The sequence below is a fragment of the Nocardia sp. NBC_00403 genome (assembly GCF_036046055.1).
Taxonomy (GTDB): domain Bacteria; phylum Actinomycetota; class Actinomycetes; order Mycobacteriales; family Mycobacteriaceae; genus Nocardia.
The window spans coordinates 1513131-1532244 of the sequence record NZ_CP107939.1; the positions used below are offsets into that span (position 1 = coordinate 1513131).

18 protein-coding genes are annotated in these 19114 nt (G+C 66.4%); 7 read left to right on the forward strand and 11 right to left on the reverse strand.

The features are described 5' to 3' along the window. The first annotated feature begins 87 nt into the window (after positions 1-87). On the forward strand, positions 88-3657 hold the full coding sequence (locus tag OHQ90_RS06510; RefSeq protein WP_328408252.1) for a protein kinase domain-containing protein: 3570 nt from the start codon (positions 88-90) through the stop codon (positions 3655-3657). Between the two features lie 24 nt (positions 3658-3681). Here the strand turns inward: OHQ90_RS06510 and OHQ90_RS06515 are convergent, their stop codons facing one another. Both OHQ90_RS06515 and OHQ90_RS06520 read right to left on the reverse strand, forming a co-directional pair. Then, entirely contained in the window at positions 3682-4998 is a 1317-nt protein-coding gene (locus OHQ90_RS06515) for a class I SAM-dependent methyltransferase (RefSeq protein ID WP_328408254.1), read from the reverse strand. Then, positions 4995-6434 (reverse strand): FAD-binding oxidoreductase, encoded by a 1440-nt coding sequence (locus OHQ90_RS06520; RefSeq protein WP_328408256.1) that lies wholly within the window; start codon positions 6432-6434, stop codon positions 4995-4997. The genes OHQ90_RS06515 and OHQ90_RS06520 overlap by 4 nt, the downstream gene beginning before the upstream one ends. Before the next feature lie 229 nt (positions 6435-6663). Here OHQ90_RS06520 and OHQ90_RS06525 point away from each other — a divergent pair, with 229 nt between their 5' ends. Further along, complete coding sequence (locus OHQ90_RS06525) at positions 6664-7098, forward strand: SRPBCC family protein (protein WP_328408257.1); 435 nt, start codon at positions 6664-6666, stop codon at positions 7096-7098. A 49-nt stretch (positions 7099-7147) separates the two neighbouring features. Here the strand turns inward: OHQ90_RS06525 and OHQ90_RS06530 are convergent, their stop codons facing one another. Genes OHQ90_RS06530 through OHQ90_RS06550 form a run of 5 tightly spaced genes read right to left on the reverse strand, consistent with a single transcriptional unit; the run spans position 7148 to position 10680 of the window. Then, positions 7148-7498 (reverse strand): VOC family protein, encoded by a 351-nt coding sequence (locus OHQ90_RS06530; RefSeq protein ID WP_328408258.1) that lies wholly within the window; start codon positions 7496-7498, stop codon positions 7148-7150. Positions 7499-7514: 16 nt separating this feature from the next. Further along, the gene (locus tag OHQ90_RS06535; protein WP_328408259.1) at positions 7515-8330 is read right to left on the reverse strand and encodes a MerR family transcriptional regulator; all 816 of its coding nucleotides are present in this window, start codon (positions 8328-8330) and stop codon (positions 7515-7517) included. 48 nt (positions 8331-8378) lie between these two features. Next, positions 8379-9083 (reverse strand): hypothetical protein, encoded by a 705-nt coding sequence (locus OHQ90_RS06540; RefSeq protein ID WP_328408261.1) that lies wholly within the window; start codon positions 9081-9083, stop codon positions 8379-8381. A 50-nt stretch (positions 9084-9133) separates the two neighbouring features. Beyond that, positions 9134-9952: an SGNH/GDSL hydrolase family protein gene (locus OHQ90_RS06545; protein ID WP_328408263.1), complete on the reverse strand. Its 819-nt coding sequence runs from the start codon at positions 9950-9952 to the stop codon at positions 9134-9136. Positions 9953-9972: 20 nt separating this feature from the next. Then, entirely contained in the window at positions 9973-10680 is a 708-nt protein-coding gene (locus OHQ90_RS06550; protein WP_328408264.1) for a hypothetical protein, read from the reverse strand. Between the two features lie 67 nt (positions 10681-10747). Here OHQ90_RS06550 and OHQ90_RS06555 point away from each other — a divergent pair, with 67 nt between their 5' ends. Further along, on the forward strand, positions 10748-11263 hold the full coding sequence (locus OHQ90_RS06555) for a MarR family winged helix-turn-helix transcriptional regulator (RefSeq protein ID WP_328408266.1): 516 nt from the start codon (positions 10748-10750) through the stop codon (positions 11261-11263). 27 nt (positions 11264-11290) lie between these two features. On the opposite strand, the gene OHQ90_RS06560 is transcribed toward OHQ90_RS06555, so the two are convergent. Beyond that, complete coding sequence (locus OHQ90_RS06560) at positions 11291-11890, reverse strand: hypothetical protein (protein WP_328408268.1); 600 nt, start codon at positions 11888-11890, stop codon at positions 11291-11293. 127 nt (positions 11891-12017) lie between these two features. Further along, positions 12018-12494 (reverse strand): hypothetical protein, encoded by a 477-nt coding sequence (locus OHQ90_RS06565; RefSeq protein ID WP_328408270.1) that lies wholly within the window; start codon positions 12492-12494, stop codon positions 12018-12020. Between the two features lie 321 nt (positions 12495-12815). Here OHQ90_RS06565 and OHQ90_RS06570 point away from each other — a divergent pair, with 321 nt between their 5' ends. The 3 genes from OHQ90_RS06570 to OHQ90_RS06580 all read left to right on the forward strand — a co-directional run bounded on the left by OHQ90_RS06570 (position 12816) and on the right by OHQ90_RS06580 (position 14462). Continuing rightward, positions 12816-13148: a YbaB/EbfC family nucleoid-associated protein gene (locus OHQ90_RS06570; protein ID WP_328408272.1), complete on the forward strand. Its 333-nt coding sequence runs from the start codon at positions 12816-12818 to the stop codon at positions 13146-13148. Positions 13149-13164: 16 nt separating this feature from the next. Further along, positions 13165-13773: a recombination mediator RecR gene (recR, locus tag OHQ90_RS06575; RefSeq protein WP_328408274.1), complete on the forward strand. Its 609-nt coding sequence runs from the start codon at positions 13165-13167 to the stop codon at positions 13771-13773. Between the two features lie 65 nt (positions 13774-13838). Then, positions 13839-14462: a LysE family translocator gene (locus OHQ90_RS06580; protein ID WP_328408276.1), complete on the forward strand. Its 624-nt coding sequence runs from the start codon at positions 13839-13841 to the stop codon at positions 14460-14462. Between the two features lie 33 nt (positions 14463-14495). Here OHQ90_RS06580 and OHQ90_RS06585 read toward each other — a convergent pair whose 3' ends face one another. Both OHQ90_RS06585 and OHQ90_RS06590 read right to left on the reverse strand, forming a co-directional pair. Beyond that, positions 14496-15140, reverse strand: a complete 645-nt coding sequence (locus OHQ90_RS06585) for a hypothetical protein (protein ID WP_328408278.1) — start codon at positions 15138-15140, stop codon at positions 14496-14498. Between the two features lie 43 nt (positions 15141-15183). Beyond that, the gene (locus OHQ90_RS06590) at positions 15184-15393 is read right to left on the reverse strand and encodes a hypothetical protein (RefSeq protein WP_328408280.1); all 210 of its coding nucleotides are present in this window, start codon (positions 15391-15393) and stop codon (positions 15184-15186) included. 165 nt (positions 15394-15558) lie between these two features. Between OHQ90_RS06590 and OHQ90_RS06595 the strand changes: the two genes are divergently transcribed. Next, a complete protein-coding gene (locus OHQ90_RS06595; protein WP_328408281.1) occupies positions 15559-19095 on the forward strand; it encodes a transglutaminase family protein in 3537 nt (1178 codons plus the stop codon). Positions 19096-19114: the final 19 nt, after the last annotated feature.

Consider the following 19114-nt stretch of genomic DNA (forward strand, 5'->3'; position numbering starts at 1 on the left):
CATCGCGAGAACTCTTCGCGGTGTCCGAGGTCCGCGTGCCGCATGATCGCCGGTGACGCCGATTCGATGTGAATTCGAGGTGGTCACATGAATCCACAGACGCGTTCGGGCAAGGTGAGCCCCGAGTCGACTCCGGCCGAATCGGATACGCAGCGACAGCCGTCCATCGGGATTGCCGACGAGTTGGAGGCAATGGGCCTGTCCGGCGCTGTCGAGATCGGCCGGGGCGGCTTCGGGGTGGTCTACCGCTGCATTCAGCAGGCACTCGACCGGGTGGTTGCGGTGAAGGTGCTGTCGTCGGAAATCGACGAGGAGAGCCGCGAACGGTTCCTGCGTGAGGAACAGGCCATGGGCCGGTTGTCCGGCCACCCGAACATTGTCGACATCCTGCAGGTCGATGTCACCCCGACCGGACTGCCGTTCATCGTGATGCCCTACTGCACGCGTGGTTCGCTCGAGCAGCTCATCCGCAATCGTGGGCCGCTCACCTGGGCGGATTCATTGCGCGCCGGGGTGAAGCTGGCCGGTGCGATCGAGAGCGCGCACCGCGCCCACATCCTGCACCGGGACGTGAAGCCGGCGAACGTACTGCTCAGTGGTTATGGCGAACCACAGTTGACCGATTTCGGCATTGCGAGGATTCCGGGCGGTTTTCAGACCTCGAGCAGTTTGATCACAGGCTCACCCGCGTTCACCGCCCCGGAGGTGCTGAAGGGCCAGGACCCGACTGTCCGCTCGGACGTGTACGGGCTCGGCGCGACATTGTTCGCCCTGCTCACCGGGCACGCTGCCTATGAAAGGCAGGCGGGGGAGAAGGTCATCGCGCAGTTCCTGCGGATCACCACCCAGCCGGTGCCCGACCTGCGCGAGCAGGACATTCCCGCCGACTTGGCCGCCGCGATCGAGCAGGCCATGTCCACCGACCCGCGCGAGCGGCCGGACACGGCCTACGACCTCGGCGAAATGCTGCGCAACGCGCAACGCGAGCACGATCAGGTGCCCGACGAGATGGCGCTGCTGGATACCGCCGTCGCGCCCGAATCGGCCGAGAACGCCGGCGTCGAATCGGCGGTCGCTCGACCCGCGGTGACCGCCCGCCGGAGTTGGCCGTTGACGCTGCGGCCCGCGGTGTCGCAATACTCGACCACGAACGGTCCGAACACGTGGCCGCCGACGGCAGTGACCAAGTTTCGCCCGCCGACTCCGGCCAGGGACCCGGTCCCGCGTCCCCGGCTGCTGGACACGCTGCGGGCGGGCGGGCGGCGCAGGCTCGCGGTGATCCATGCACCGGCCGGGTTCGGCAAGAGCACGGTGGCCGCACAGTGGCGAGCCGAACTGACCGAGGGCAGGGTGGCGGTCGCCTGGATCGGGATCGATCGTGCCGACGACAACGAGATCTGGTTTCTCGCCCACCTCATCGAGGCCATCCGCCGGGTCCGCCCCGATATCGGTGAGGGGCTCGACCAGGTGTTGGAGGAGCGGCCCGCCGACGCCGTCGCGTTCGTCATCGCCACGCTGATCGATGAGATCCACGCGGCGGGTTCCACCATCGTGGTGGTCGTCGAGGACTGGCACCGGGTCACCGACGCGGGCGCGCACCGGGCAATGGAGGCGTTGCTGGACAACGGATGCCACCACCTGCGCTTCGTGGTGACCAGCCGGGAACAGTCGGGTCTGCCGACCAGCAGGCTGCGGGTCTACGACGAGCTGGTCGAAATCGGGTCGTCGGCGTTGCGCCTGACCGCGGCGGAGACCAGGCAGATTCTGGTGGAGCGCAACGGTTTCGCGCTCACCGACACGCAGGTGGAGGAGATTCACACCGCCACCGACGGCTGGCCCGCCGCCATACAATTGGTGAGTCTTTCCTTACGCGGCAACGCCGATCCGGCCCAATTGATCGCCAATCTTTCCGAGGGCAATCACGGCATCCGTGAGTATCTCGCGGAAAATGTCCTGGACACACTCGAGCCCCAGATGCTCGACTTCTTGACGTCGATCTCGGTGACCGAGCGGGTGTGCGGTTCGCTCGCCGCGGCGCTGTCGGAGGATCCCGAGGCCGAACAGCTGCTGGAGCAGGCGGAGCAGCGCGAGCTGTTCCTCCAGCGCATCGCGCACGATCCGGAGTGGTTCCGGATGCAGCCGCTGTTCGCCGAGCATCTGCGCGCCCGGCTGGAGCGTGCCAACCCCGGCCGGCTCAAGGCGTTGCACCGCAAGGCATCCCGCTGGTATGCCGAGCATCAGCTGCTGCGCAAGTCGGTCGATCACGCGCTGTCGGCCACCGATCTGAAGATGGCGCTCGATCTGCTCGAGGGCGGCGGCATGGATCTGATCGACGGGTCCCGGCTCGCGACCCTGCTCGGCACCGTGGCGAAACTGCCTATGCAGCAGGTTTCTTCGCGATCCAAGCTGTTGATGGCGGTCGCGCGCGCCAATGTCAATCTGCAGCAGTCCAGTGCGGCGCGCACCGCGCTCGGTCGGCTGTCGAATGTGCTGGCCCGCGGATCGTCCACCGACGTCGAGGTGATCAGGCAACGGTGCGAGGCCGCGGTGCTCGCCGCCGCGGATTCGATTGCGAGAGACCACACCGAGGGCGTGCTCGACCGGGTGGCCGACTGCCTGCAGCGGCCGGATGAACTGCCTGCGTGGACGGTGTCGACCGCGGCGAACCTGACTTCGTTCGCGCGGTTGTGCGACTTCGATTTCGATGGCGCCCGCGAGATCCAGGAGTGGGCTGCGGAGTATCACGCACGATCGAAGGACCCGCTCGGCGCGGTCTTCGGACTCTGCGGGCAGGGCGCCGCGGCATATGAGCAACTCGATATCGCCACTGCCACAGTATGTTTTCAGCAGGCCTTCGAGACCGCACGCATTCGGTCGGGTCCGCGCTCGCACGGGGTGCGGGTGGCCGCCGCATTGCTCGGTGAATTGAGTTACCGCCGTGGTGATCTGACGATGGCCGATCGGCTGCTCGACGAAAGTCATCAGCTTGTCACCCGGGTCGGGCCGGTCGACTTCCTGATCTCGACCTTCGTCATCGGCGCCAGGGTCAAAGCGGTGCTCGGTGATATGCACACCGCCACCGCCCGGCTCGACGAAGGCGATCGGATCGCCTCCGACAACCGGCTGAGTCGGCTGGCCGCGCACATTCGTGCCGAGCGGCTGCGACTGGGACTGCTCACCGACACCGCGGCCAGGCGCGCGATCGATTCGGCAGGCTACGAGTCCGATACCTCCGGCACCATCCATCACGCCCACCGCATGACGGGGGCGGGCGCGCTGGCCGCGGAGGCGGAGGAGATCGCCGCCATCCGGGCACTGCTCGCCCAACGTCAGCTGCGTTCCGACGACCGCGCGGTGCGCAGAGCCCGCGCGCTGCACGCCAGGATGGTCGAACAGCATCGTCCCCGTGCGGAATTGGATACCGCGCTCTTGCTCGCCGAGTGCCTGGCCGACTCCGGTTGGGTCGGTGAGGCCACCGGACTGCTGCTGCCCGCGGCCCACACGTGTGCGGACCTCGGTTGGACTCGGCCACTGTTGGACGCCGGCCCCGGCGTGGTTGCCATTATTCGGGTGCTGCGCGCCGAAATGCATTCGGGCACTGGGCAATCCGGAGACGCGACACTGCCCGCTCTGTTCCTGGATGAACTCCTGGACTGAGCGGGCAGGTGCGCGATCGTGGTGCTATCCCTGCCACCAGGAGCGCAGCGGCAAGCCGGACTCACCGTTCGGGCCCAGCTTGACACCGAGTACCTGGTGCAGCTGAACCACGTTGCGCTGGAAGCCGAGTCGGCACCCTGCCATATACAGGCCCCACACCTTTGCGGTGCCCTCGCCGACTTCCTCGACGCACGCATCCCAGTTGGCGACCAGATTCTTACACCATTCGTGCAGGGTGAGGGCGTAGTGCTCGCGTAGGTTCTCCTCGTGCACCACCTCGAGCCCGACGTTCTGGATCTCGGAAATGATGCGGCCCGAACCGATCAGCTCACCGTCGGGGAACACGTAGCGGTCGATGAAGTCGCCTGCCTTGGTGCTGCGCAGGTTGTCGGGCCGGGTGATGGAGTGGTTCAGGAACAGGCCGCCGTCGCGCAGCTTGCTCTGGATGTACTCGAAGTAGTACGGGTAGTTGTGCACGCCGATGTGTTCGGTCAACCCGATCGAGGACACCGCGTCGAAGCCGACCTCGGGAATGTCGCGGTAGTCGGAGTGGCGCACCTCGGCCAGCTCGGACAGCCCCTCCTCGGCGATCTTCTGCTGCGCCCATTCGGCCTGCTCGGCCGAGAGCGTCGCACCGATGACCTTGACGCCGCGCTTGGCCGCGTAGCGGACCATACCGCCCCAGCCGCAGCCGATATCGAGCAGCCGGTCGCCTGTCTTCAGGCGCAGCTTGTCGAACACCAGGCGGTACTTGTTCTCTTGCGCCTGCTCCAGCGTCCACTGCTCGTCCTCGTAGACCGCGCAGGTGTAGGTCATCGATGGGCCGAGGACGTACTCGTAGAAGGTATTGGAGACGTCGTAGTGGTGGTGGATGGCCTCGGCGTCGCGAGTCTTGGAGTGGCGCAGCCCCTCGAGCGCGATCCGGCGCCAGCGCGGCAGGGTCTCCTGCGGCGGCGGCGCAATCGGGCGCAGCCGCTCCCAGCCGAGCGAGCGGGCGATCGTCACCAGGGCCAATGCCGAGGGGCGGCGGAACTTCAGCCCGTCCATCGCCTTGAGGATCTCGTAGGGATCGCCGGGGTGCACGCCGGCGGCCGTCATATCACCGGAGATGTAGGCGCGGGCCATACCGAGATCGCCCGGCGCGGTCGCCAGGTAATTGATACCGCGCGGGTTCTTCACCTCGAGCGCGAACTCCGAGTCCTCCGGGCCGGTCGCACTGCCGTCGTAGGCGGTGAACCGGATGGGAATTTCGCCATCGAGCAGCGTTTCGAAGACCTCAGCAATGCTGAGTTTGGTTCCCAGATCGGCGAAGACATCGGAACGGTCCTTGAATGTCGTCATTTGCGTTGCACCGCCTTCGAGTACAAGTCCAGCAGTCGCTGGTCCGGGTCGTAGCGCTTCTTCAGTTCGGTGTACGTCTCGCCCCCATAGAGGGCCGCGAAATCATCCTTGCCGTAGTACGAATCCGAGTACAGGGACTTATGACCGTCGAACTCGGTGACCGTCTGCTCGATGGCGCGGTTGGCCGCGCCCTCGGGCTGACCTGCGACCGTCGCAACAGCCGACCAGAATCCGACGTTCACGTAGGTGCGGTTGGGCTCCAGCGGGTACAGCGGCCACGGCCGACCGGTCCGCGCCTGGGCGCCGGTGTCGCGCAGCCGCAGCGGGCACAGCCACAGCGGCTCGATCGGGATCGCGCGCAGGAACCACTCGACGAAATCGGCGGTCCGCTCGACCGGGACCTCGATATCTTGCACGACGCGCTCGCGCGGTAGGTTGCCCTGGCGGGCCTCCAGCCGGTCGCCGATGTGGTAGCGATGGTCGAGCGCGATGAGCTTCCAGTAGAAGCTGCTGCGCCGGTAGCGCTTCGGCCAGAACCGGCGGTACTTCGGGTTCTGCGCGCCGAACGCCCGCGAGCACCAGAACCAGTCGGTGTCCCAGCGCCACAGGTAGTCGTGGATGGTCAACCTGTCGCGCTTGGGACGAGCGGAATCGTGCTGGATGGACCGGTAGTAGATGTCCATATCGGTGTAGTCGCTGACCGGGCCCGGCTCGTCGGTCTGTCGGCCGAGGGTCAGGTAGCTTTCCTCGGCGGTGAACACGACGCCGTCGAGATAGTCGACGCGTTCGCCGTCGTAGGTCTTCGCGGTGACGATCTCGGCCAGCGTGGCTTCCAGCGCCCGCAGGTCGTGGAAGCGGATGTGCCGCAGCGCCACGTAGGGCTGCACGGTCTCCAGCTCGATCTTCAGCCGCACGGTGTAGCCGAGCGTGCCGTAGGAATTCGGGAAGCCGCGGAACAGATCGGCGTTCTCGCCGTTCGGTGTCGCGGTGATGATCTCACCCGCCCCGGTCAGCACGTCCATCTCCAGCACCGACTCGTGCGGAAGGCCGTTGCGGAAGGAGGTGGACTCGATGCCGAGGCCGGTGACCGCGCCACCGAGGGTGATCGTCTTGAGTTGTGGAACCACCAGCGGCGCCAGCCCATAGGGCAGGGTGGCGGCGACTAGATCCTCGTAGGTGGTCATGCCCGCCACATCGGCGGTTTTGGCGGCGGCGTCCACCACAATGACCTTGGCCAGACCGGAAACATCGAGTCCGGGTGCGGGATTCTCGGCCCGGGCCCGGAACAGATTCGATGTCTTCTTCGCCAACCTGACGTTGGCGTCGTCGGGTATCGCGCGGTAACTCGCCAGTAGGCGGTCGACTCCCGCTCGATGCGCGGCGAACCCTGATTCGTGTGTGGCCGGCGCGTGTCCGGCCTTCCCCAACAGACTCACTGCCACTCCTCGACGCTAGTACGCACCTCGGTGCTCAGCCACCGAGAGGGCGCTGACGAGGGATAAATGTCACGCATCTGTTGCATCGGGAATACCTCCCGGAATGAGCCTTGCGGGAGCCTAACAGTGTGGCCGCGGCGGCGCAGCCGAACCTGGACGATGGCCCGGCCGCCGGGCAGGGCAGGATGGAGGGCGGTCGTTATACCGCATTCGGACAAGGGAGCTCATTGTGGGACAGGTCAGCGCCAGTAGTTCGATCGCCGTCTCGGCGGATCCGCAGCGCGCGCTCGAGGCCATTGCGGACTACGAGACGGTGCGTCCGCGCATCCTCTCCTCGCACTACAGCGACTACAAGGTCATCGAGGGCGGCAAGGGCGCCGGCACCGTGGCCGAGTGGACACTGAAGGCCACCGAGAAGCGCACCCGCAATGTGCATGCCGTCGTCACGGTGTCGGATTCGATGGTGACCGAGCGTGATTCGAACTCGACGATGGTGAACACCTGGACGGTGACGCCCGACGGTACGGGCTCGCAGGTCACGCTGCGCACCTCGTGGAAGGGTGCGGGCGGCGTCGCCGGTATCTTCGAGGGAATCTTCGCCCCCTTGGGACTGAAGAAGATTCAGGCCGAGGTGCTCGGAAACTTGCAGCGCGAACTGGCCTGACACAACACCTGGAAGCCCCGGCGAAAGCCGGGGCTTCGGTGTCGGTGGATCATGCCGCGCCGATATCGAAGAGGTTGCCCTCCGGATCCGCCAATGTCGCCCACTTCGCGCCGAACTCGTCGAAGTCGCCGATGTGCTCGGCGCCGAGGCCGATTGCCCGATCGATCTGCTCGCGCCAGTCGGCGGCGTGTAAGTCGAGATGGATCACATTCTTGCCGGGCGTCTTGTCCGGCACCTGGATGAACATCAGCACCGGCGCCAGGCCGGAGCCCATGCCGACCGTCGCGAAATGCGCGTTTGCCTCCGGATCCACCGGCTTGTCGAGCAATTCGGACCAGAAGGTCGCAAGCGCGGCGGCATCATGACAGTCGAACGTGATGTGTCCGAGTGTGAGTGTCATCGAGATTCTCCTCTGGCTAGAGCAGGCCGATGGGCCAGCAGACTTCGGTTCGGTAAGCCTCGGGGTCGTCGATCTGGTCGGGGCCGAGCACATACAGCTCACGGACGGGTTCGGCCAGTGCGTTGTCGTGCTCGGCGACATAGCTGCCCAGCGCGCCGTAGGTGCGGTCGACATCATCGAACGATCCATTGTGTACGGCGATCGCGAACCGGCGGGCGGGCAGCTCGATGAGTGTGAGTTCCTCGGGCAGCATCATCCGGGTGCCTGCCGGGACGGGGACGAACGCGACGACCTCGCCCACCTCTTCGGCAAAGAACTCCATCGAGTAGGTGGCGCCCGCGATACCGGCCGGCGCCATCTTCGCCGCCTCCAGCGTCTCGTAGAGCAGTGGAAAGGCCGAATCACACCAGGGGCCGACCGCCGGCCTGGTGACCGTGTCGACGAACGCGAGGACCGGCATCGCCGGAATCGAACGGTATTCGACGACAAGCGGTGCGGCGGGTGTCAGCAGCGAACGCAGTGAGGCGACCACGTCCTTGGTGCGCTGCAGTTCGGCCTCCATCCGCGCCAGGTGCGCGCGCAGCGCGGCGTTTCTGGTGTCCTCGTCGGAGGCGGCGAGCACGGCCTTGATCTCGGGCAGCGGCATATCCAATTCACGCAGCCGCCTGATCAAATGAGCCTGTGCGACCTGATCGGTCGAGTACCGCCGATACCCGGAACCGGGATCGACCGCGGTGGGCTCGATCAGCTCGATGTCGTGGTAGTACCTCAGCGTTTTCACGCTGAGGTACGTCAGCCGGGCGAACTCCCCGATGGAGACGGTCGCTGTCATGGCTTCCAGCGAACACCCTCCAATGAGGGGAGAGTCAAGCGGCCCGTGTCATCGCACCGGGTCCGGCATCGGCGCGGTGATGGTGGTGAGGTATTGGATGGCGGCCATAATCGCGATCGGCGCGGAGACGAACAATTGCCCGGCGACCGCGCCGAGTGCGCCGACCGCCAGCACACCGCCGAGGCAGCCGGCGGCGGCGGCTGGGAGGAACGCGCCGAAAAGCCCGACAATGGTCGCCGCGGCGACGGTGCCGGCCGCGACAGCGCCGAGCACACAGCCGACTGCTGCGCCGCCGATGCTGCCCGCCATGGTGCCGACCATTGTGCCGCTGGCGATCGTGGTGATCATGCGGTTCCAGGCCGCTTGTTCGCGCTGGTAGGGGGTCCGGAAGTCGGCCGTGTCCTCGAATGGCAGTGCGACAGGCGTGTAGACGGCGTGGTCCAGATCGAGGTGCGGGGTGAGGGTCGCGGTGTGGCCGTCGATGCGCGCGTCGATCGGGAAGACGAAATCATCTATCCGGAACGACAATTCGGCACCCCCGAGCAGAGTCCGATCGGGCGCGCGGATGGTGAACAGTCCGTCTTGCGCCGACATCGCGGCTTCGGTTTCCACGATGGCCGCGCCGTCGACGAGTCGTGCGGTGAAACCGGTTGGGCTGCTGGAGGTTTGATCGTCGGCTGTGGCTGCTACCGGGCAACCCAGCAGCACGCTGGACGCCAGCGTGATGGCGAGGACGACATTCTTGAATCGCATGGTCGAGTCCGTTCGGATGCTGTGGAACTGAGGAATGGTCGCCGGACAGCTCAGATGAGATCGGCCAGCGCGGCTACGACAGCGGTGGCGACCTGCCGCTGGCCGAGATCGGTCAGATGGACGCCGTCCTCGAGATGCGTGTCCGGCGTCGGCGTCGTGCGGGCGAGCACATCGATCGTCGGTTCGGGCCGTTCCATAAGGATCTGTGCGGTTACCTCGAGGTCCTTTGCCGACCAGCTGATCTGCGCTCGTTCGAAGTGGAGAAAAGCAGAAACGCGTGCCTCGTCCACCGCCGTCGGGGTAAGCCAGATCCATTCGGCGGAAGTCAGCTGGGATACACGTTCGTGCAGCCAGCCGAAGTTGCGCTCGGTTTCGGCGATGCTGACCAGTCGTGGTCCTTCCGGGCCGCCGATTCGCTGGGCATCGTTGGCGCCGAGCTGGCACAGCACCCAGTCCGGCTGGTGAAATCCCAGTCCCGGTAGCGAACTCAGCGCCTGTGTTGTGGTGGATCCGGACACGGCCAGGTTGGTCAACCTGATCGCGTCGTTCGGCCGTCGGATCGCGAGCAACTGCCGCAGGATCTCGAACCACGACAGCCGATCCGCCGTGCTGCTTTCGCCGATGGCGACCACGTGCTGTCCAGCGGCGAAGGGCAGTTGGTCGACCTGGGTCGCGATCACGGGGTCTTCGAGCAGCGTCGCAGCAGTTCGGTGGGTGCGCGCGGTGAAATCGGCACAGCGAGCCTGGTATGCGCCGACATCGAGTGTGAACAATCCGGCGATCTGCTCATCGGTGAGGCCGTTCAGATACGGCAGCGACTTCGCGGGCTGTTGGAAGCGCAGCAGTTTTTCGAGCATGTCGGGATTCATCGGTGATGCTCCTATCGAATTCAGTTGTTGGACAACGGAGTCGGGCGACGCCCGATCAGGAAGCCGACCGCGATCAGCCAGGCCAGTCCGGTGAAACGAGAGATGGGCAGCAGGAAAGCGGCGACGGGGAAAGTCAGAACGAGCGTGCTCAGCACCGAAGCCACCGCGATGGCCAGCCCGATCCGGATCACCCATGACGCGAAAAGCCGTGCGGGCAGGGCTGTTATCGCGATGCCCGCGATGAGCAGGCCGGTCGAAACGACGGTGCCGGGTCCGCCGACCAGGAAAGCGAGGTTGTGCAGCGCACGGACCAATGCGGGTTCCGCGGTGACCCCGCGCACGGTCAGGACCCAGGTGACCAGGCCGGAAGATGCGAGGAAGGCCACCGCGAGCACTCCGCCCGCCAGTGCGAGGGTGATGCCGGGGGCTTGTCTGCCCAGCGCGCGCAGGCGGGCCGTCACCGTCGCGACATAGATCGTCAGCGGGATCGTGCAGGCGAATTGCAATACCGCTCCGGTGCGCACCGCGTCCGGATAGGTGCGGAAGTACGTCAGCGCGTCGTCGGGGGAGCTGAACGGCGACGGGAACGGGGTTCCCTCCGCGCGGAACGTGCTGACGAGGAGCCCGGCGATGAACAACGCGGCGGTCATGAAGCCGAGGAGGCCGAGGGGCGGCTCGATCTCCTGCGGTGGCCGCAACGGTGGGTTGGCGGTTTGCGGTGTGGACACGGCTATCACTTCTCCTAAGTGAATCATTCATTCGAGTGAACGATATCGACATGGGTACGATAGCCCCGTGACCGAAGGTGAGCAAGTGCGGCGAGGCGACGGCGTGCGACGGCCGATGCGAGCGGTGTCGTTTCAGCTCGCTCAGCTCGGAGCGCATGCCACGCAGCGATTCGCCGAACGGATCGCCGAGATCGGGCTCACACCACCGGATGTCGGACTACTGCGGATGATCGCGAGTCAACCGGGTCGCAGCCAGCGTTCGCTGGCCGCGGAACTCGGCGTCGTGCCGAGCCGGGTGGTCACGCTGATCGACCAATTGGATGAGAAAGGCCTGGTCGAGCGGCGGCGCAGCGCGAAGGACCGCCGCAACCACGAGCTGTACCTCACCGGTGACGCCGAGCGACTGCTCGGCCGCATGGCGCAACTGGCCGTCTCGCATGAGGACGATCTGTGCGGCGATCTCGACGATGACGAATACGAGCAACTCGCCACGCTGCTCGGGCGCATCGCCGGTCGGCAGGGATTGGCTCCCGGCATTCATCCCGGTTACAAGACCATGTCCGGCGGCGGATCGGCCGGATAAGCGCCGATGTGGCCGAGCCGGATCCCGTCAGGGGGTAGCGAGGGCGAAGGTCAGCAGCAGTGTGGTCTGCAGGGCGCCGCGCCACCAGGAGTAGCCGAACCAGACGCCGGGGGTGACCTCGCGGATCTCGTCGTAGACGGGCGGGGCCGGGGAGGGGGTGTAGTTCAACGCCCAGGTCGGCATCCCATCGGCGATGGCGGGTGCGGTGTACACGTCCGCGCGCCAGCCTTCGATGCCCGCGCCGGTGATCCTGTTCATCAGGTAGTCGCCGTCGGGGCCGGTGTAGAAGGTCTTGCCGATCCATATTGCGGGCACGATCGACTGCGCGTAGATCGGCTGGAGCACCCAGCCGTTCTTCACGCCCATCGGGGCTTCTCCCGGTGTTGCGTCACGGAAAATGGCGATCTGCTGAGCCAGTCCGCAGCGCGAGCGCAGCGAAGCGATGGTTGCGGCGCGGTTGTCCGGATAGAGGACACAGCCGCCGCCGTAGTCGCGCGCCGCCACGACCGTGGAATCGTCGGTGCTGCCGGAGTCTGCCGAGGCAGTGGGGGCGTAGGCCGCTAGGAAGAGGTTCGGAAATCCGAGCGACAGCGTCAGTGCGCTCAGCAGAACTCGGCACGTACTCATCGCTGTCTCCAGAACTCACCGCATCATCAGGTCTCCCCCCACGTTCGAGGGTAAGGCGGCGCTGCCTGTCGGTAGCTGGGAATACCTGCGGCAGTGTCCAAGTCGAGATCTGCTCGCCGGCGGCTGTTCACGGAGTCGCGAGAGCGAAGGACAGAATCAGCATCATTGCCGGCGGTGCGTCATCGCGCCACCAGGAGTAGCCGAACCAGACGTCGGGGGTGATCTCGCGGATTTCGTCGTATACCTGCGGTGTCGGCGACGGGGCGTAGTCCAGCGCCCAGGTCGGCTCGCCGTCCAGGATCGCGGGTGCGGTATAGACCTCGGCGCGCCAGCCTTCGATGCCCGCGGTGGTGAGTCTGTTCATCAGGTAGCCGCCGTCGGGGCCGGTGTAGAAGGTCTTACCGATCCAGATGGCGGGCGACCACGACCGGATACTCACCGGGCGGATCACCCAGCCGTCCGTCACCCCCATGGGGACCGCGCCGCGTGGCGCGTCGTCGAAGATTGCATCCTGCTGTTCGGGGGAGCAGCGAAATCGCAGCGAATCTATCGTCGCCGCACGGTTTCCCGGATCGAGCAAACACCCGCCGCCATAGTCGGACACACCGTCGGCTCCGGCGTCCGCTGCTGCCGAGGAAATGCCTAACAAGCTGGCAAAACCCAGGGAACACGTGAGAATGCAGAGGATGAGTGCTCGGTTTGTGTCCATGCTATCTCCGGACTTGCGACACCGGCTTCCACCGGTTTCCGGCCCACTTCGATGGTAGGCCGCTCACGATCGTCTCCCCTTGGTTGGCAATCAATCCGTTACCAACCTTTGGTCGGCGGAGCCCGGGACGGCCGACCATTCGCCGATGCCGATCGGGGGAATGATCGAATCGGGGCTAGGCTGGACGGCGATACTTTCCGCAGAGAGGAACCAGCCGTGCAGCCCGGTGGTCAGTTCGACATGCAGCAATTACTCGCCCAGGCGCAGCAGATGCAGCAGGCGGTGATGGAGGCTCAGGCCGAGATCGCCGCGACCGAAGTCGAGGGTCAGGCCGGCGGTGGTTTGGTCAAGGTGACGATCAAGGCCACCGGTGAGGTGCTTTCGCTGACCATCGACCCGAAGGTCGTCGACCCCGACGATGTCGAGGGGCTGCAGGACCTGGTGATCGGCGCGGTCAACGACGCGATGTCCAACGCGCAGCAGATGGCGTCGCAGCGTCTCGGTCCGCTGGCGAGTGGCGGATCGCTGCCCGGTCTGCCGGACTTCTGATTCGGGGACGGAGCAGTTGTACGAGGGTCCGGTTCAGGATCTGATCGATGAACTCGGCAAGTTGCCGGGCATCGGTCCTAAAAGCGCGCAGCGCATAGCCTTTCACTTTCTGCAGGTGGAGCCGCCGGAGATCGACCGGTTGCAGGCCGCCCTGCAGAAGGTGCGTGACGGCGTGCAGTTCTGCGTGGTCTGCGGCACGGTTTCCGACAACGAGATGTGCCGTATCTGCGCCGATCCGCGCCGCGATCGCACCATGATCTGCGTGGTGGAGGAGCCGAAGGATGTGCAGGCCATCGAGCGCACCCGCGAGTTCCGCGGCCGCTATCACGTGCTCGGTGGCGCACTCGATCCGCTCAGCGGCATCGGCCCCGATCAGCTGCGGATTCGGGAGCTGTTGGCGCGCATCGGGAACCAAGAGGACGGCATCGATGTCACCGAGGTGATCATCGCAACCGACCCGAACACCGAGGGTGAGGCGACGGCCACCTACCTGGTGCGGATGCTGCGCGATTTCCCCGGCCTCAGCGTGACCCGCCTCGCCTCCGGGCTGCCGATGGGCGGCGATCTGGAATTCGCGGACGAGCTGACGCTCGGCCGCGCGCTGTCGGGTCGGCGCGCGCTGTAGCCCACCGATTCCAGCGGTGGTTTTCAGGGGTTGCGCTGCGCTGGACGCGGGTTACTGTGTCGGGGATGAGCATCGAATTTCTGCTGACCACGCTCGTCATCGTCGCCACTCCCGGCACCGGGGTGCTCTTCACGCTGGCCGCCGGGCTATCGCGTGGCGCGCGGGCCAGTGCGATCGCGGCCTTCGGATGCACGCTCGGGATCATCCCGCACATGATCGCCGCGGTCACCGGTCTTGCCGCGCTGCTCAACGCCAGCGCGGTCGCGTTCCAGACGTTGAAATATCTCGGTGTCGCCTACCTGCTGTACATGGCGTGGAACACCTTCCGTGACAAGGGCGCACTCGCCGTGCCGGAGGACGCGCCGGGTGAGCACACCGCGCCGTCGGCACGTCAGGTGATCACCTCGGCGGTATTGCTGAACATCCTCAACCCGAAGCTGACGATCTTCTTCTTCGCCTTTCTGCCCCAGTTCGTGCCGACCGGAGCGCCGAATGCGTTGGTGCGCATGCTCGAACTGAGCGGCATCTTCATGCTCGCGACGTTCGTCGTATTCGCCGTGTACGGCGCGTGCGCCGCAGCCGTGCGCAACCACGTCATTTCCCGTCCGATGGTGGTCACCTGGATGCGGCGCATCTTCGGCGCTTCGTTCATCGCTCTCGCGGGCCGGCTTGCCGTCCAAAATCAGTGAACCGCAGGCCTGTCGCCGCAGCGAGGGTTCGGATCAGAGGTCGACTCGGGTCCAGGCGAGGGTGTGCAGGCGAGTGCGGTCGTCGGTGGCCCACTCCCAGATCAGGTCGGCGACGGTCGAGGCGTCGGTGAGCGTGGTGCCGAAGTGCTTGTTGGGCGCGCCGTCTCGGTACTCGACGGTGAACGTGCCCGATTCGTCGCGATAGGTCTGCATGTAGACCTGGTCGGCGCGTTCCACGATCAGATACGGGTTCGGTGGGGCGAGCTCGGAAACCCACAGCTGCGCGGTTGCTTTCGTGAGATACGGGAATTCGCCCGCCCCACCGTGCGTGACGGCGGCGGGAACGCTGCCCGCCGGATCGATCAGCCAGGCGAGCTGGGGGTCGTAGACCGCGTATTTCAGCGGTGTCGCGAGCGCGAACAGCAACTGGCGGACGTAGCCGATCGCGTCATAGGGGCAGGGCACGTGCAGCACCGCACCGGTCGCCGCGCCACCGACCGCATCCGTGCCGAGGAAATGGTCGTCCTCGGGTAACTCGGCGTTGCGTCTATTCAGCTCCGCCGCCAGCAGCGCCACCACGTCTGTCTCGGCAAGACCCTGCTGGGTGGACAGGTAGGTGTCCACTTCGGCGAGCGTCGAAGCAGCACCGGACGGCAACAAGACGTGGTCGTAGTTCACCCCGGACAGGGTACGGGGCGGCTATCACGGCCCGACCGCGCGTTCAGGCGGTGCGGGTGCCGGGGGTGGTCGGTTCGGTGCATGCACAGCCGCCCGCGATATCGGCGCAGTCGATGACGAAGGCGTGCCGGGCGTGGTCGAGATCGATGCAGTCTTCGTCGGTGCATTCGGCGATCCGGCCGAGGTGGACGATGATGGTGCCGTGACAGTGGTCGACTGCGGATTCGCAGGACCGACACGTGGGTGCGCGCATATGACCTCCAGACGAGATCGATTCGTAATTCGGTCCTATCACCCGGGCGGGCGCGTCGGCGGGAAGTCGGCTGCGTGTCGCGCCACGGCATCGAGAACGCGGCTGTCCGGACACTGGCGATCCATGTCCCTCCGCATGTGCGCCACGGTGTGGTGAACTTGCTGTATGGGCATCAAGGTGTCGCTCGAACACCGGACCTCCTACACCTTCGACCGGCTCGTGGAGATTCATCCCCACGTGGTGCGGCTGCGGCCCGCACCGCACTCCAGGACCAGAATCGACGCCTACTCGATGCGGGTGACGCCCGCCGATCACTTCTGCAACTGGCAGCAGGATGCCTTCGGGAATTTCCTTGCCAGGCTGGTTTTTCCGAACCCGGCCGGCGAGCTGTCGATCACCGTCGGGCTGATCGCCGATCTCGAGGTGATCAACCCGTTCGATTTCTTCATCGAGGACTACGCCGAGCACTTTCCGTTCGGCTACAGCAGGGAACTCCTCGCGGATCTGGAGCCGTACCTGCGACCGGTGGACGAGGCTGGACCAGGTTCGGGACCCGGCGAGTTGGTCCGCGACTGGGTGCGCGCTCATGTGCCGAGCGACCAGCCGCGCACCATCGACTTCCTTGTCGCGATCAATCAGGCGCTGCGTCAGGACGTCGGCTACACGATCCGGATGGAACCCGGGGTGCAGTCACCCGACCACACGCTGCGCACCGCGATCGGGTCGTGCCGCGATTCGGCCTGGCTGCTGGTGTCCATCCTGCGCGAGCTCGGCTTGGCCGCGCGATTCGTCTCCGGATATCTGGTGCAGCTGGCCCAGGATGTCCCCGCACTCGACGGGCCGTCCGGTCCGCCCGCCGACTTCACCGACCTGCATGCGTGGACCGAGGCCTATCTGCCCGGCGCCGGATGGGTCGGGCTCGACCCGACCTCGGGTCTTTTCGCAGGCGAGGGGCACATTCCCTTGGCCGCGACACCGCATCCGACTTCCTCGGCCGCGATCACCGGTGCCACGGGCCGGACCAAGGCGACCATGGATTTCGCCAACACCGTCCGGCGCGTCCACGAGGATCCCCGAGTCACGTTGCCCTACACCGGATCCCAATGGGAGCGCATCACCGCATCCGGTGCCGCGGTCGACGCGCGGATGACCGCCGACAAGGTCGAGTTGACCATCGGCGGCGAGCCGACCTTCGTCTCGATCGATGATCAGACAAGCCCCGAATGGACCACCGACGCCGACGGCACGCACAAGCGTGAACGCGCGATCGATCTGGCCGATCGGCTGCGCCGGATCTACGCTCCGACCGGTCTCGTCCAGTACCGGCAGGGCAAGTGGTACCCCGGAGAACCGTTGCCCCGCTGGGAGATTGCTGCCGCATGGCGCACCGACGGCGAGCCGGTGTGGACCCGCCCCGACCTGCTCATCGACCCGTGGTCGCCACCGCGGGTCCTCGACTGGTCACCCGAAGGTGCCGCGTCGAGTGTCGAGCCGATGGCCGAACACACTGCACTGCAAGACAATTCCGTCGGCATGGTCGACACTTCGGCGATGCTGGGTCCTGGGCAGCCGGATCGGTCCACCGACCGTGCGGCAGTTCGGCGCATGCAGCGGCCCGTGTCCGCCGCTCGCGATTCGGCGCGCGCGCTGATCGCACATGTCGCCGCGCGCATCGGGCTGCCGGACACGCAGGTCCGGCCGGCCTTCGAGGATCCGCTGGCACGGCTGGCCGGTGTGGTCGGCGCGCCGGTCGGCGACCCCGTGGCGCCGGCCGAGGACATCGAACCGGATGCGGATTCGGCACCGGCGCGCCGCGCCCTGCTCGAGAAGCTCGATGCATCGGTGACCGAACCCGCCGCGTACGTGCTGCCGCTGTATCGGCGCGAGGACGGTTCCGGGTGGGCCAGCGCCGACTGGCGCTTGCGGCGTGGCGCGACGCCGCAGCACCCCGAGGGCCGAATTGTGTTGACCGACGGCGATTCTCCGGCCGGGCTGCGGCTACCGCTGGATTCCATCTCCTGGCGCACACCGCGGACGCCGCCGGACCGCGACCCACTGTGCGTCGGACCGCTGCTCGCGCCGCGAAGCGAACCGCCCGCAGTGGTCGAAGATCCGGACTGGGAGCCGACCACGGCACTGGTCGGCGAGGTGCGCAACGGCAGGCTGCACGTATTCCTGCCGCCACTGGCGGAACTCGACGACTTCCTCGATCTGGTGCGCCACGTAGAGGCGGCCGCGGCGGCGCTGGGCCCGTCCGGTCAGCCGGTGGTGCTGGAGGGTTACCCACCGCCGGTCGATGCCAGGCTGCGCACTCTGTCGGTGACTCCCGACCCCGGGGTGATCGAGGTGAACGTGCAGCCCACGGCGTCGTTCGCCGAGCAGTGCGAGCTGTTGTCGACGCTGTACGAGCAGGCGCGACTGGCGCGACTGAGCACCGAATCGTTCGATGTCGACGGCAGCCACGGCGGCACCGGCGGCGGGAACCACATCACCCTCGGCGGTGTGACGCCCGCGCAGTCACCACTGCTGCGCCGCCCCGACCTGCTGGTGTCCATGCTCACCTACTGGCAGCGGCACCCGGCGCTGTCCTATCTGTTCGCGGGCCGATTCGTCGGTCCCACCTCGCAGGCTCCGCGGGTGGACGAGGGCCGCGAGGACGCGCTCTACGAGCTAGAGATCGCCTTTGCCGAAATAGCCAGGCTGAGTGGAGAGTCGGCGCCGAAAGACGCCTCGCCGTGGTACGTCGATCGCGCGCTGCGTCATCTGCTCACCGACCTGACCGGCAACACCCACCGCGCCGAATTCTGCATCGACAAGCTCTACAGTCCCGAAACCGCAAGGGGTAGACTGGGATTGGTGGAGCTGCGCGGCTTCGAGATGCCGCCGCATTTCCAGATGGCGATGGTGCAATCGCTGCTGGTGCGCGGCCTGGTCACCCGATTCTGGTCGCAGCCCTTGCGGGCGAAGCTGATTCGGCACGGCGCGAATCTGCACGGCCGCTTCCTGCTTCCGCATTTCTTGATGGACGATATCGCCGAGGTCGCCGCGGATCTGCGCGCGCACGGCATCGATTTCGACACCAGCTGGCTGGACCCGTTCACCGAATTCCGTTTCCCGCGCATCGGCACCGTGGTGCTCGGTGCTGTCGAGATCGAACTGCGCGGCGCGATCGAACCGTGGAACACCCTCGGCGAGCAGACCGCCGAGACCGGCACCGCCCGCTACGTCGACTCTTCGGTGGAGCGGCTGCAGGTGCGCGTGGTCGGCGCCGATCGCGACCGTTTCGTGCTGACCTGCAACGGCATGCCGGTGCCCTTGCTCGCCACCGACAAGGCCGATGTGCAGGTGGCGGGAGTGCGCTATCGCGCATGGCAGCCGCCGAACTCGCTGCACCCATCGATCACCGTCGACGCGCCGCTGGTTTTCGACCTGATCGACGCCGAGACCGGACTTTCGCGCGGTGGCTGCACCTACCACGTGGCACACCCCGGGGGCATGGCCTACGACGACCCACCGGTGAATGCCGTGGCCGCGCAATCGCGCCGCAATCGGCGCTTCGAGGCGGCCGGGCACACTACCGCTCGGGTCGATCCAGGGGAACTACGTGCGAAGATGACAGCACAGTCCACCGATATCGGTGCGCCGGGCATTCTCGACCTACGCCGGGCCAGGACGGTATGGAGACTGGTCAGCAATCGGTAGGTCGACTGCGCGTCCATCC